The sequence below is a fragment of the Arthrobacter sp. UNCCL28 genome, assembly GCF_900102805.1.
Taxonomy (GTDB): Bacteria; Actinomycetota; Actinomycetes; order Actinomycetales; family Micrococcaceae; genus Arthrobacter; species Arthrobacter nicotinovorans_A.
This window is the reverse complement of record NZ_FMWE01000003.1, coordinates 221,324-234,185: the sequence shown is the minus strand read 5'-3', so window position 1 is coordinate 234,185 and position 12,862 is coordinate 221,324. Positions and strand designations below refer to the sequence as shown.

Genomic DNA, 12,862 nt, shown 5'->3' with positions numbered 1-12,862 from the left:
TGAGGTGAGGCTAGCCAGCGCTGGCAGGCACGTCGGTTGCTCCTGCCTGCTTCTCATCCTCAACCTGGGCTGCAGCTACGCGTTGATCCAGCTTTCCGAGGGTTTCCGGCGCGAGTAGTGTCGCTACTACTGTGATAATCCCGATCCCGCTGAAGTAGAGGATCACCCAACCCGGCTCGCCGTTTCCAGCGTTCAGGAGGGCGACAGCGACCAACGGTGCGATGCCACCGGCCAGAACTGAACCGAACTGGTACCCCATGGAGGCTCCGCTGTAACGCAACTTGGTGGAGAACAACTCCGAGAAGAAGGCGGTCTGGGGACCGTACATGGAGTTGTGGAAGACCGCGAGCCCGATGATGATTGCGAGCGTTGCCAGCAGTGCGCTGCCAGTATCCGTCATGACGAAGTAGAGGGGGAAGAACAGGAGCCCGCCGATAGAGCCAAACAAGTAAAGGGGTTTGCGGCCGATTTTGTCAGAGAGGATCGCCCACAGCGGTACGGCAAAGACACCTATGGCGGAGGCGATAAGTACCGACAGTGTGCCCTGGTTGGCGCGCTCGGGCCCAAACGTCCGCATGATGTAGACCACCGAGAACGTTGTGTAGAGGTAGAAGGCGGAGTTTTCTGCCAATCGCATGCCAACAACCAACCAGATTCCCTTGGACTCCTTCTTCATGGCTTCGCCGAGAGGCTTCTTAGAGGTCTGTTTCGTCGCAACCAGCTCTTTGAAATCGTCAGAGTCCTCAAGCTTGGCCCGAACCACCAGCCCGACGACGATCAGCACCACACTCAGCAGGAACGGGACTCGCCAAGCCCAGGCGTCGAAAACCTCAACAGGAACAGCGGACTTGACGATCAGGACGCTTGCGTTGGCAAGCAGCATCCCGGCCGGGACACCCATCTGCGTGAAACTGCCGAAGAATCCGCTGCGTCCCGCGGGGGCATGCTCAATGGAAATGACAGCGGCACCAGCCCATTCGGCACCAGCACCGAAACCCTGCAGAAGTCGCAGGACCGTCAGGAGAATCGGGGCCCAGACTCCGATCTGGGCGTATGTGGGAAGCAATCCCATGGCCAAGGTGGCAAAGCCCATGATGAGAAGTGACAGTACCAGCATGGGCTTACGGCCGATTTTGTCACCGAAGTGGCCCGCGAACATGCCACCGAAGGGCCGTGCGACGAAGCCAACGGCATAGGTCACAAAGGCCAGAAGGAGTCCCGTCGCAGGGTCCTGCGCAGGAAAATAGAGTCGACTGAAGACGCCGGTAGCGGCGAGCAAGCCGAAGATGTAGTAGTCGTACCACTCGATGGTGGTGCCTGCGAAGCTGGCTAGCGGTACCCGCCAACGCGTCGTCGTGGTTTTACTGTGGGAGATCGTCATTGGTCTTCTCTTTCAGGTGGAAATGGAGGGAGCTGGCGGCGCCAATCAGGCTCGGGATCAGCGGATAGTGCGGTAGCCAACAAAAGCCGCATGAACAATGGAATTCACGGCTTCCAGGTCAAGCGGCACGGGGTTGTTGTCTATGAGCCGTTTGGAATTCATCGACAACCTGGCAACGTGGGCGAGGTCGCTTTCCTGCACGCCGAGATCCTTGAGCGTGGCGGGCAGTTCAATCGCGGCGATGACCTCGTCGATGGCCTCGACGCCGGCCAGGGCGGCGGCGCGTTGGTTGAGTTCGCTGATATTGCGCCCCAAGGCATCGGCTATCCGGGCCAGCTGAGGCTGAATTGCCTCAAAGTTATGCCGAACGACATAGGGCAACAACAGGCCGACTCCTACGCCGTGGGGAGTGTGTGTCACGGCACCTACCGGGTACTGGATGGCGTGCGCTGCGGCAGTTCCGGCATTGCTGAGGACCACCCCGCCGTAGAGTGCTGCGAGCATCATCCCGGCCCGGGCTTCTTCATTTTCCGGGTCCTTGTAGGCTGTCACCAGGTGGCGTCCCACCAAGCCGATGCCATTCAGGGCAATCTCGTCTGTCAGCACGTTTTTGCCGACGAAGACGCGTTCATCAGCCAGTGCGGCGGTGGGTTTGCGGGTTATGGCCGTGAACGATTCCACCAGGTGCACGAAGGTGTCTGCGCCCGTGGCGGCGGGATCGCACACTGCGGCATACGGGATGATGTGGAGGCTCGATATGCCCATTTTCATTCCCAGTTGTGGGTCAGAGACTACAGCGACTGCTGTCGCCTCGGACCCGGTGCCGGAAGTGGTCGGGACGGCAATGACGGGCTTGGTTGGACCGGGAACTGCGAACTCACCGTAATAGTCGCTGGGCTTGCCGCCGTGAGTGAGCAGAACGGACACGACCTTTGCCATATCGATGCAGCTGCCGCCGCCAAAACCAATAATGACATCGGGCTCTTGGCCATCGAGCCCGTCAACACAAGCCAGAATTGCGGGAGTGGGAAGCTCGGCCTGAGTATCTCCATAGACCCGTACGGTCAGGTCCCTATCCTTCAGAATCCGGACCAACGCCCGGAGTTCCTCTGAAAGGGCTAATCGCGGATCCGTGCAAATGAGGACGTTCGCGCCGAATTGGGCTGCGATATCGGCGACGGAGAAACGTTGCCGGGCGCCGACGACGACCGTGCGTGGCAACCGAAGGACGCCGAAAGTCGCGGGACTGGTACCCGCTGCGTGCGCACACGACATTGTGTTTAACTCTCGTGGGATGGGATAAGCGGCAACCTTGGCGGTGCCGCACGCCCCAGCATTCCAGAGGCGTGTGACAGCTGCTATGTGTCATCAGGCCATAGACTGCTCCTCGGCATGTGGCTCCGCAACACCCGTCCACACGAAACGGCGTTAAGTTTGCCTTCGGCCCCGGCCAGACGTGTGAAATACGATGGGGGCATGGTTACCAGTGTTGATGTGGCCCGTCATTTGGGTTTGTCCCAGTCGACTGTGTCGCGTGCCTTGAGGGGCCATCCGTCCGTCGCTCCGGCTACGAAAGCGCGGATTCTTTCGGTGGCGAGGGAGCTCGGCTATGTGCCGGATGCTGCTGCCCGGATGATGGTGACACGGCGGACGCACGCCGTGGGAGTGGTTGTTGCTGACCTGACAAGTCCTATCTACCCGGTTATTGTTGAGTCCCTGCAGAACCGGCTCCTGGAGCGCGGGTACCGGATGGTCTTGATCCGGGACCCAGATATCTCATCTGATCCGGAAGCTGTTGACGTTCTGGACAGCGCAACGGTTGACGGGATGATTTTTGTTTCGGCGCGGGAATCATCTGCCGCGGTTCGCAGGGTGTTGGAGCGAGGGACACCTGTGGTGCTGCTTAGCCGTGATGACACCACTGTTGAAGTCGAGGCCGTGCTTGCCGATGACCGACGGGCTGGTGAGATCGTCGTTGAGCATCTTGAAGGATTAGGCCACAAGCACATTGGTGTCCTGACCACGCTGCGGGACCGCTCCAATGGTCGGGACCGTGAGGACGGCTTTCGGGCGGCCATGGAACGGCGCGGGCTGGAGGTTCGCGAGGACTGGATCAGGCATCTTCGGCTCACCCATGATGAGGGTGTTCGGGCCGCGCTGGAGTTGCTGAACAGCGGCGATCGGCCCACGGCCGTCTACTGTGTGACGGATGCGTTGGCCTTTGCCGTCTTGGATGCCGCTGCGCAGTTGGGAATCAGTGTTCCGCAGGATCTTTCCGTGGTGGGATTTGACGATTCCGGCCCGGCGGGATGGGCCTTCATTAACCTCACCACTGTGCATCAGCCGATCCCGGAAATGTCGTATCTGGCCGTCGATCGTCTTGCTGGGAGGATCGAAGGTGAGCCTCCCAGCGAAACGATGAAGACCGTGTTTCCGGTCCGTTTGCAGGTCAGGGCGACGACGGGGCCCGCGGTTTAGGCGGTGTTGCGGCCACCGCTGAGGTCCAGGGTCTGACCCGTCATGTAGCTGGCCTCTGTGGAAAGCAGCCATGTGGCCAAAGCAGAGAATTCTTCCGGTAAACCGATCCTGCCCATGGGAACCTTGGCGAGGAGTTGGGCATTTCGTTCCGGGCTCAAGTCCTGCAGGAGCCTGGTTTTCATCATGGATGGCGCGATTGAATTGACCGTCACACCATAGGGTGCCACCTCCTTTGCGGCCGTTTTTACCAACGCAACAAGGCCCGCCTTCGACGCTGAATAGGCTGCCTGGTGCGGATTTCCTTCGCGGGCAGAGATGGAGGAAAGAATGGCAATCCTGCCGTAGGAGTTCTTTGTGAGGATTGGCAGGAGGGCGGCCAGACCGTGCAGGCAGCCATCCAGATTAACGCTCAGAGTCTTGGACCATCCCTCTGCCGGCATCTCCGTCACAGGGACCTCCGGCCCCTGAATGCCGTGGGCAAAGAGCGCACCGTCAATCTTGCCGTGCCGGTCCAGGACAGCGTGCACCGTTTGATCCCAGTCCTGCCTGCTGGTGACATCCAGGGCCAGGCTGTTTGAAGGGCTGCTGCCATTGCCGCGGCCGCCTGAGAAGACATCCGTGCACACAACGGTGGCACCTTCACGTGCCAGACGATCGGCCGTATCCGAGCCAAGCCCGCCGGCAGCTCCGGTCACCAGTATCACCTGGCCCTGGAAGCGCCCGGGCCAGTAGGTCTCCGGAGTGGCCGTGCGGGTCAAATTTTCATGGGTAAGTTCAGTCATCGTGTTCACTTCGATTCGGTTTTCAGGAGGAATGAATCAGGCTTGCGGCAGCCTGATGGAGGCCACGGAGGTGGGAGTCGATCCCTTGTACCTCCACGGCCCGGACATCGGGGACTTCCACGCTGACAGGTGTATCCGGGAAGAGCGCAAGTATCTCCCTGAGTGGAAAGACGCCTTCTCCAGGGGGCAGCCTCTTTGAACGGGATTCGATTTGCCGGGGGGAACCATTGACGTCCTGGCCCAATGGCATGGCGTGCGGGACCGGCAAATCCGGGGTGTCAGCCGGCCCGTCACAGAGCTGGATCACTGTCACTGCCCCGGCGGGCAGTTCCTCCAATTCCGTCAGCCGGCCACCCGCCCTTACGAAGTGCAAAATGTCCAGCATGATCCCGCATCCTGTCTCCTTGACCAGCTGCGCCGCGGCTGCCACGGACGAAAGTGGCTGGTAGGAAATCGGTTCCACCGAGGGCCTGATGCCATATTCCCGTGCATCCCCGACCAGTGCTGCGAGAGTATCCGTGAGCCGGGGAACCTCCGGATCGCTCCCGATGACGTTGAGAACACTCGCCCCCAGAGCCGCTCCAGCCTCCAGAACGGGCTCCCACTCCGCCCTGCCCCGGTTCCCGTTGAGGGTGAATACCTCTACGTCCCGTACGGCGACTCCCCTGGCTGCGAGTCGGTCAAGCGTCCGCGCGGACATGACTGAGCCAGCCGCCATGGGATAGGTCGATTCGCCCGTGGTGGCCGGGAAAACACGGACCCCGACGGAGGTAAAACCGGCATCCGCCGCGGCATCCACCAGCTGGGGCGGGCTCAAATGCAACGCTGACAGGTGGGCCAGGCCAATGGTTCTCTTCATGAATTCCGTCCTGCTCAATGGGTGTTTGACCATGCTCAAACGATGCGCGTATGATCAAAATCACTAAATGACTACGTAGTCATTAAAGCACTCATCCCGCTCGCCAGCAAAGGTGCAGCCGAGCTACAGAAAGGTTGCGGTGAACCGCAATGTCGAGTCCCCAAACCCCAAAGACCGGAAGTTCCACCACGGTGAGTACGCCCACCCATCCCCCGGTAACCATCAACGCCAAGGCCGGCCGCCGCGCCGCACTGGCAAGCACCGTCGGCGCCGTAGTCGACTGGTATGACTTCTTTCTCTATGGCACAGCCGCCGCCGTTGTCTTCGGTCCCCTCTTCTTCCCATCCGACAACCAAGTGGCCGGCCTTCTGGCCTCCATGGGCTCCTTCGCCGTGGGGTTCTTGTTCCGTCCGCTGGGCGGGGCCATCTTCGGCCACTTCGGTGATAAATACGGACGCCGCACCATGCTCTTCATCACCGTCGTCATGATGGGCCTGGCCAGCACTGCCATAGGATTGCTCCCCGGCTACGCCGCGATCGGCGTCGGAGCACCCATCCTGCTCGTAACCCTGCGCGCCGTCCAAGGCATGGCTGTCGGCGGAGAATGGGGCGGTGCCGCATTGATGGCCGTTGAAAACGCACCCGCCGGCAAACGGAATTTCCTGGCAACAGGCGTCCAGATCGGTTCGTTCGTCGGCTTGCTGCTCGGCACTGCCGCCTTCTCCCTGGTGACCGCCATGACCACCCCCGAACAGTTCCTTGCATGGGGCTGGCGGCTGCCATTCCTGATCAGCATCCTGTTCGCACTCGTCGGTCTCTGGATCCGTGCAGGGGTACCGGAATCGGCAGAGTTCGCTGCAGCCAAAGAAGAGCAACAAGCCGCCCGCGCACCATTGGCAGAGGCACTGAGGACCAGCCCCAAGAAAATCCTGGCAGTGATAGGCATGCGGATGGTGGATCAAAGCACTTTCTACATGGGCTTCACGTTCTCGCTTGCCTACGTCAAGAATTTCACTGACACCCCCTCGTCCACAGTTTTGACCGCGTCAATGGTCGCCATGGTTCTAGCCATCCCCTTCCTGGCACTTTGGGGTCGGCTCGCCGACAAGTTCGGCAGGAAATGGTTCTACATCATCGGCCCGCTGGCCGCAGCGCTCTCAGCCGCACCGTTCTTCGCAGCCCTTGAAAGCGGAGACCTCTTCCCGATGATCCTTGGCTTTGTGGCCCTCATCAATCTCGGACACAACATCTCCACCTGCGTTCAGCAAACCTGGTTCACCGATATGTTCGACGTCCGCATCCGATACAGCGGCGCAGGGTTCGCCTACGCACTGGCCGGCGCCGTGGGCGGTTTCATCCCCCTGATCGCCACCGCCCTCATGGCCAGCAGTGGCAGTTGGGTCCCTGCTGCGGCACTGCTCGCCGGGCTCAGTCTCATCGCCCTCGTCTCAAGCCTCTGGTCCTACAAATGGGCCAACAAGGAACACCACTAGGTCCAGACCAACACCCAGCCACCAATCCAGTCCACGAGAACAACAACGAAGGCCAGAACCGAGTGAAGACCACCAAAACCAATGAAACAAGCACAACGCCACGCACTACCCTGGATTGCGATGTCCTGGTGATCGGATCGGGCGCCGGCGGCCTGTCAGCAGCGGTCACAGCCGCATACCACGGCCTGAAAGTCATTGTTGTGGAAAAGGCGGACGTCTGCGGCGGTGCCACAAGCTGGTCCGGGGGCTGGGCCTGGACCCCGGGAAACCCCTTGGCCAAGGCAGCCGGAATCCACGAGGACCGCGAACTCTTCCGAACCTATCTCCGGCACCGGCTCGGGAGAAACTACAACCCGGAAAGGATCGAAGCATTCCTCGAAGCGGTACCCCACATGGTTGGCTTCTTTCACAACAAAACGAGCCTCCAATTCGTCCCCGGGGCCAAGATCAAAGACATCTACGGGCAAACACCGGGCGCGGGAAGCGGAAACCGCTCCGTCGGCCCCAAACCCTTCAACGCCCGAAACATCAAGCCGGAGCTACGAGCCAAAGCACGCCACCAACTCTACGAAACATCATTCCTGGGAATGGGCATCATGGCCGGACCCGACCTCACCAAATTCCTCTCCGCATCCCAGGGCAACATTGGCGGACTGCTGCATGCAACCTGGCGGGTAGGACTTCACATCCTGGACCTGATCGTCCACCGCCGAAACATGCAACTCGTCAACGGCACAGCACTTACCGCCAGGCTCCTCAAGTCAGCTGACGACCTTGGCGTCGACATTCGCGTCTCCACCCCCGCCGAACGCCTCCTCACCGACGAGACAGGAAAGGTCAGTGGCGCCGTCGTACATTCACCCGACGGCAGCCGCACCATCAACGCATCCCGCGGCGTCGTACTGGCCACGGGCGGCTTCCCCAAAGACGTCGCCCGGCGCGCCCAGCTATTCCCCAACACTCCCACCGGTGAAGAACACTGGACCCTGGCTCCCAAGGAAACCACTGGAGACGGCATCACCATGGCACAAGCCATCGGTGCCAGATTCGACACCGACCTCGAATCGCCCGCGGCCTGGTGCCCCGTCTCCCTGGTCCCCTACCGCAACGGCCGCACAGGAACCTTCCCCCACATCATGGACCGGGCCAAACCAGGCAGCATCGGTGTGCTGAGGAACGGTCAACGATTCGTCAACGAAGCCAACGGTTACTACGACTACGTCGAAGGAATGCTCCACGCCACGCCCGAGGGCGAACCCGTTGAAGCCTGGCAAATCGCAGACGCCGAATACGTCCGCAAATTCCCGCTTGGAATGGCCAAACCACTGCCCGTACCACTGTTCCCCTACCTTCGATCGGGCTACCTGAAAAAAGGCGACACCATCGAAGAACTAGCCACCGCATGTGGCATCGTTCCGCACGCCTTGGCTCAAACCGTAGCCCGATTCAATGACAACGCGCGCAAGGGCATCGACCCCGAATTCAACCGCGGAGCCACCGAATTCAACCGATACGGCGGGGACCCCAAACAATCCCCCAACCCGTCCCTCCGCCCACTGGAGAAAGGACCCTTCTACGCAGTCAAAGTGCTCCCCGGATCCTTCGGCACATTCGCAGGCCTCGCCACGGACCCTCGCGCACGTGCCTTGGACTCGACTGGCCAACCCATCAACGGACTCTACGTCGCAGGCAACGACCAAGCCTCCGTCATGGGCGGGCACTACCCAGCCGGAGGCATCAACCTCGGGCCGGCGCTGACTTTCGGGTACATTGCCGGACGCGACCTGGCGGGCGTCACCGGTTATGAAGATGACGGGGAGCCGGTTCTTGAGTACAGCAGGGGGAGCCAGCAGTAGCTACGCTCTCGAGTCAAGCTACGTCTCATTCGTCTGCGGCTTTCGCTTCTGCTTGTTCCTGACGGAGATATTCGATTGCAAAGGGGTATTCCGCTGGTCTGCGATCGCGGCGGGCTGGCTTCTCTGCAGCATAGGGGCAGATCTTTCTGGCCAGTTCCTTTTCCTGTTCGGATCATCTGCCCCACGCGCCGTGCGACGAACAGGCCCGATTCAGGCATACCCAGGTTCCCAGTAGTCAGCGGCACCTGCAGCCCGCTCCGGTGCCACAACCAGGTCCAATCACCGAAGCGGTAAAGACCCGCGCGCTCACCTGGGGTCAGTCGAGCAGCGCTACGCCGAACTCGGCGACGACGGCCCGCAGTTCCCTGAGGTAGTGCTGCGCCTGGTCGGTGAGCGGGATCGCGGCGTGGCCGATCCAGCCGATCTCGATGCGTTCGTCAACGTCGAGCGGGATGGCGACGATCTCCGGGTCGAGCTCCCCGCTGATGATGCCCGTGGAGATGGTGTAGCCGTGGAGCCCGATCATGAGGTTGAAGATCGTGGCACGGTCAGAGACCCGGATCTCCTGCTTACTGGACATGGTGGAGAGAATCTCCTCTGCGAAGTAAAAGGAGTTGTTCGCACCTTGATCGAAGGTCAGCCGCGGCATCCCGGCGAGATCATCGAGGGTCGCACGCTCTTTTGAAGCGAGCGGGTTGTTCCGTGCAACGAAAATGTGAGGATCGGCGAGGAAAAGCGGAGTGAACGCGAGCCCGGATTCCCGGAGCAGCTTGTCGATGACTTTCCGGTTGAAATCGTTCCGGTAGAGGATGCCTATCTCACTCCGGAGCGTCCGGACATCCTCAATGATGTCCCACGTGCGGGACTCACGCAGCGAGAACTCGTATTCGGCTACATCAGTGGCCTTGACCATCCGGACGAAGGCGTCCACCGCGAACGAGTAGTGCTGTGTTGACACCCCGAGCAGACGCCGCCGCGGCGGCCTGCCAAGGTAGCGCTGTTCAAGGAGAGCGAACTGCTCGACGACCTGCCTCGCGTAGCCGAGGAACTCTACCCCGTCGGCGGTGAGGGTGGCCCCGCGGGCGGAGCGAACCAGGAGCGCACGGCCCACCCGCGCCTCAAGGTCCTTCATCGATGCGGACATGGTCGGCTGCGCTACGTAGAGAAGATCGGCAGCCGCGGAGATCGACCCCTCTGCTGCAACTTCTATGAAGTAGCGGAGCTGTTGCAGGGTCAATCCGCTCGAAATCTGGGCCATAGGAAAATTCTATATCAATGCATAGCAACCACTAGTTACCTGATACCTCGCCCCAGGCTGCACCATGGATACATCACCTTCGGAAAGGCCGTCTCCGGCCCATCAACGGAATGGCAGCACATGGCAGACGACTTCACGTTCAGCATCACCACCACCCCCTTCGACGAGGACTACTCACCCTCGGAAGGCTCGCGGATCACCACGAATTTCGCCAACCTGGCACGCGGCGAGCACCGCCAGGAGAACCTCCGCAACGCCTTGACCATGATTCGACGCCGCTTCAACGATCTCGCAAGCTGGGACAACCCGGACCGGGACCGTTACACGCTCGAGCTTGAGATCGTTTCCGTGCAGATTGAGTTCACTGCGGAAGGTACGGATCAGAAGTTCCCCTTGTTCGAGGTTCTCGACATCCAAATCGTCGACCAACTGAACGGGGTCCGCCACCAAGGGATCGTCGGGAACAACTTCTCCTCCTACGTCCGTGACTTCGACTTCAGCGTCGTACTGCCAGCGGCATCAGCAGAGGCAGGCAAGCCCACCGTCCCGGAGAACTTCGGCGATCTGCACGGCAAACTGTTCCAGCAATTCCTCGATTCCCCGGCATGCCAGGAACGTTTCCCGCAGCCGCCAGTGGTGTGCATCAGCGTCTCCACCACCAAGACGTACCGGCGAACGGAAAACCATCACCCCGTCCTGGGCGTCGAGTACCAGCAGGACGAGTTCTCACTGACGGACGCGTACTTCGCAAAGATGGGGCTGCAGGTTCGCTACTTCATGCCACGCGGCAGCGTTGCGCCGCTGGCCTTCTATTTCCGCGGCGACCTGCTCAACGACTACTCCAACCTGCAGCTCATCGGCACGATCAGCACCATGGAGACGTTCCAGAAGATCTACCGCCCGGAAGTCTACAACGCGAACTCCGCCGCCGCCGTCGTCTATCAGCCGAGCCTGGGAGAGCAGGACTATTCGCGGACCCAGATCGATTACGACCGCGTCGAGCGCAGTCAGCTCGCGGTCACTCAGGCGAAGTACACGGAGGAACACTTCATCACGCCCCACAAGGATCTATTGGACCAGTGGACCGCCAAATACCCCGCCCTCGTCAACTGACCCACGGAGAAACGTCAATCATGAACACACTTTTGCCCACCACTGTTGTCGGAAGCCTGCCCAAACCATCGTGGCTCGCACAGCCCGAGACTCTGTGGTCTCCCTGGAAACTGGAGGGAGATGCGCTGCTCGAGGGCAAGCAGGATGCGCTGCGCATCGCCATCCACGAACAGAGCCGACGCGGCATCGACATCGTCAGCGACGGCGAGCAAACCCGCCAGCACTTCGTCACCACCTTCATCGAGCATCTCAGCGGGGTCGACTTTGAACAGCGCAAGACCGTGCGCATCCGCGATCGCTACGACGCAAGCGTGCCCACCGTCGTCGGACCGGTGCGCCGCGAGCGGCCGGTATTCGTCGACGACGCGAAGTTCCTCCGTGCAACCACGGACCGGCCGATCAAATGGACGCTTCCCGGTCCCATGACCATGGTGGACACACTCTTCGATGACCACTACAAGAGCCGCGAGAAGCTGGCCTGGGAGTTCGCTGCGATCTTGAACCAGGAAGCGAAAGAACTCGAGGCGGCCGGTGTGGACATCATCCAGTTCGACGAGCCCGCGTTCAACGTCTTCCTCGATGAGGTCAAGGACTGGGGCGTCGCTGCGCTAGAGCGAGCGGCAGAAGGACTGCGTGCGGAAACCGCCGTGCACATCTGCTACGGCTACGGGATCAAGGCCAACAACGACTGGAAGGCGACGCTCGGCTCGCAGTGGCGGCAGTACGAGGAAACGTTCCCGCTGCTTCAGAGCTCCAGCATCGACATCATCTCCCTGGAATCCCAGAACTCCCACGTGCCCATGGACCTCATCGAGCTCCTCCGCGGCAAGAAAGTCATGCTCGGGGCAATCGACGTCGCAAGCGAGACCATCGAGACCCCGGAGGAAGTCGCCGACACCCTCCGCAAAGCCCTGCAGTTCGTCGACGCGGACAAGCTCATTGCCAGCTCCAACTGCGGCATGGCACCATTCCCCCGGGACGTCGCACTGGCCAAGCTGAGTGCCCTCAGCGCAGGGACGGGAATCGTTCGCGAGGAACTCGAGCGCTCCGCCCCCAAGGTGTCCTAACGATGTTCCACGCCTACCCCCCAGACACCTGGCTCGGGGCTCCGGAGCAAAGCTTCCCCTCCTCCCTCTCGGCCGACGAATTCAAAGCACTGTTTCGTGGCCACCCAGGCGGTGTCGCCGTCATCACGGCCGATGCCGGCGAAGGACCGGTGGCACTGACAGTGTCGTCTGTGGTGTCAGTGAGTGCGGAACCTCCGTTGCTGATTTTCTCGGTCTCGGCACTGTCCTCTGCGTCTACGGTGCTTTCGCGCGCCGAAACCGTCGTCGTGCACCTGCTGGACGCGCACGACGTCGACTTGGCGAAGTTCGGAGCGACCCCCGGTGCGGACCGCTTTGACCAGACGCACCGCTGGTCCGCCCTTGCAACCGGCGAAGCGGTATATAACGATGTCCGCGCCTGGGTGCGCTGCGCCGTCATCAACCGCATGGAGGTAGGGACCTCCACCATCATCGCCGTTCACGCCCTGGAGTCCCGCGTGATGCGTGACGTCCCAGCGGGCGAACCCGGCGACGCCCTGGTCTACCACAACCGCTCATGGCACCGACTCGGCGAGCATTCCAAGCTCGAGGGCTAA

11 protein-coding genes are annotated in these 12,862 nt (G+C 61.1%); 6 read left to right on the top strand and 5 right to left on the bottom strand.

Annotation, left to right across the window (positions count from 1 at the left end):
• Positions 1-10 precede the first annotated feature (10 nt).
• The gene (locus tag BLQ01_RS09655) at positions 11-1,381 is read right to left on the bottom strand and encodes an MFS transporter (protein WP_091551435.1); all 1,371 of its coding nucleotides are present in this window, start codon (positions 1,379-1,381) and stop codon (positions 11-13) included.
• Between the two features lie 57 nt (positions 1,382-1,438).
• Entirely contained in the window at positions 1,439-2,602 is a 1,164-nt protein-coding gene (locus tag BLQ01_RS09650) for an iron-containing alcohol dehydrogenase (RefSeq protein WP_254779334.1), read from the bottom strand.
• 255 nt (positions 2,603-2,857) lie between these two features.
• Between BLQ01_RS09650 and BLQ01_RS09645 the strand changes: the two genes are divergently transcribed.
• Complete coding sequence (locus BLQ01_RS09645) at positions 2,858-3,859, top strand: LacI family DNA-binding transcriptional regulator (protein WP_175493404.1); 1,002 nt, start codon at positions 2,858-2,860, stop codon at positions 3,857-3,859.
• On the opposite strand, the gene BLQ01_RS09640 is transcribed toward BLQ01_RS09645, so the two are convergent.
• Together BLQ01_RS09640 and BLQ01_RS09635 are read right to left on the bottom strand one after the other, a co-directional pair.
• On the bottom strand, positions 3,856-4,641 hold the full coding sequence (locus BLQ01_RS09640; protein WP_139183473.1) for an SDR family NAD(P)-dependent oxidoreductase: 786 nt from the start codon (positions 4,639-4,641) through the stop codon (positions 3,856-3,858). The genes BLQ01_RS09645 and BLQ01_RS09640 overlap by 4 nt on opposite strands.
• 22 nt (positions 4,642-4,663) lie before the next feature.
• A complete protein-coding gene (locus tag BLQ01_RS09635; RefSeq protein ID WP_175493403.1) occupies positions 4,664-5,500 on the bottom strand; it encodes a sugar phosphate isomerase/epimerase family protein in 837 nt (278 codons plus the stop codon).
• Between the two features lie 191 nt (positions 5,501-5,691).
• Here BLQ01_RS09635 and BLQ01_RS09630 point away from each other — a divergent pair, with 191 nt between their 5' ends.
• Together BLQ01_RS09630 and BLQ01_RS09625 are read left to right on the top strand one after the other, a co-directional pair.
• Positions 5,692-6,993, top strand: a complete 1,302-nt coding sequence (locus BLQ01_RS09630; protein WP_254779332.1) for an MFS transporter — start codon at positions 5,692-5,694, stop codon at positions 6,991-6,993.
• 62 nt (positions 6,994-7,055) lie between these two features.
• Entirely contained in the window at positions 7,056-8,849 is a 1,794-nt protein-coding gene (locus BLQ01_RS09625) for an FAD-dependent oxidoreductase (RefSeq protein ID WP_254779329.1), read from the top strand.
• A 316-nt stretch (positions 8,850-9,165) separates the two neighbouring features.
• Here the strand turns inward: BLQ01_RS09625 and BLQ01_RS09620 are convergent, their stop codons facing one another.
• Positions 9,166-10,107, bottom strand: a complete 942-nt coding sequence (locus BLQ01_RS09620) for a LysR family transcriptional regulator (protein ID WP_091551424.1) — start codon at positions 10,105-10,107, stop codon at positions 9,166-9,168.
• A 120-nt stretch (positions 10,108-10,227) separates the two neighbouring features.
• Between BLQ01_RS09620 and BLQ01_RS09615 the strand changes: the two genes are divergently transcribed.
• From BLQ01_RS09615 to BLQ01_RS09605, 3 genes are read left to right on the top strand one after another with little or no spacing between them, the layout of a single operon-like run.
• Positions 10,228-11,220 carry a DUF1852 domain-containing protein gene (locus BLQ01_RS09615; RefSeq protein WP_091551422.1) on the top strand — a complete coding sequence of 331 codons (993 nt, stop codon included), beginning with the start codon at positions 10,228-10,230 and terminating at the stop codon, positions 11,218-11,220.
• Positions 11,221-11,240: 20 nt separating this feature from the next.
• A complete protein-coding gene (locus BLQ01_RS09610) occupies positions 11,241-12,287 on the top strand; it encodes a methionine synthase (RefSeq protein ID WP_026546660.1) in 1,047 nt (348 codons plus the stop codon).
• 2 nt (positions 12,288-12,289) lie between these two features.
• Positions 12,290-12,862 carry a flavin reductase family protein gene (locus BLQ01_RS09605; RefSeq protein WP_091551420.1) on the top strand — a complete coding sequence of 191 codons (573 nt, stop codon included), beginning with the start codon at positions 12,290-12,292 and terminating at the stop codon, positions 12,860-12,862.

What these genes read in the sequence shown, in the direction of transcription:
- BLQ01_RS09635 (WP_175493403.1), bottom strand. Translation starts at nt 5,500, where the DNA reads ATGAAGAGAACCATTGGCCTGGCCCACCTGTCAGCGTTGCATTTGAGC.
- BLQ01_RS09610 (WP_026546660.1), top strand. Translation starts at nt 11,241, where the DNA reads ATGAACACACTTTTGCCCACCACTGTTGTCGGAAGCCTGCCCAAACCA.
- BLQ01_RS09655 (WP_091551435.1), bottom strand. Translation starts at nt 1,381, where the DNA reads ATGACGATCTCCCACAGTAAAACCACGACGACGCGTTGGCGGGTACCG.
- BLQ01_RS09640 (WP_139183473.1), bottom strand. Translation starts at nt 4,641, where the DNA reads ATGACTGAACTTACCCATGAAAATTTGACCCGCACGGCCACTCCGGAG.
- BLQ01_RS09645 (WP_175493404.1), top strand. Translation starts at nt 2,858, where the DNA reads ATGGTTACCAGTGTTGATGTGGCCCGTCATTTGGGTTTGTCCCAGTCG.
- BLQ01_RS09620 (WP_091551424.1), bottom strand. Translation starts at nt 10,107, where the DNA reads ATGGCCCAGATTTCGAGCGGATTGACCCTGCAACAGCTCCGCTACTTC.
- BLQ01_RS09605 (WP_091551420.1), top strand. Translation starts at nt 12,290, where the DNA reads ATGTTCCACGCCTACCCCCCAGACACCTGGCTCGGGGCTCCGGAGCAA.
- BLQ01_RS09615 (WP_091551422.1), top strand. Translation starts at nt 10,228, where the DNA reads ATGGCAGACGACTTCACGTTCAGCATCACCACCACCCCCTTCGACGAG.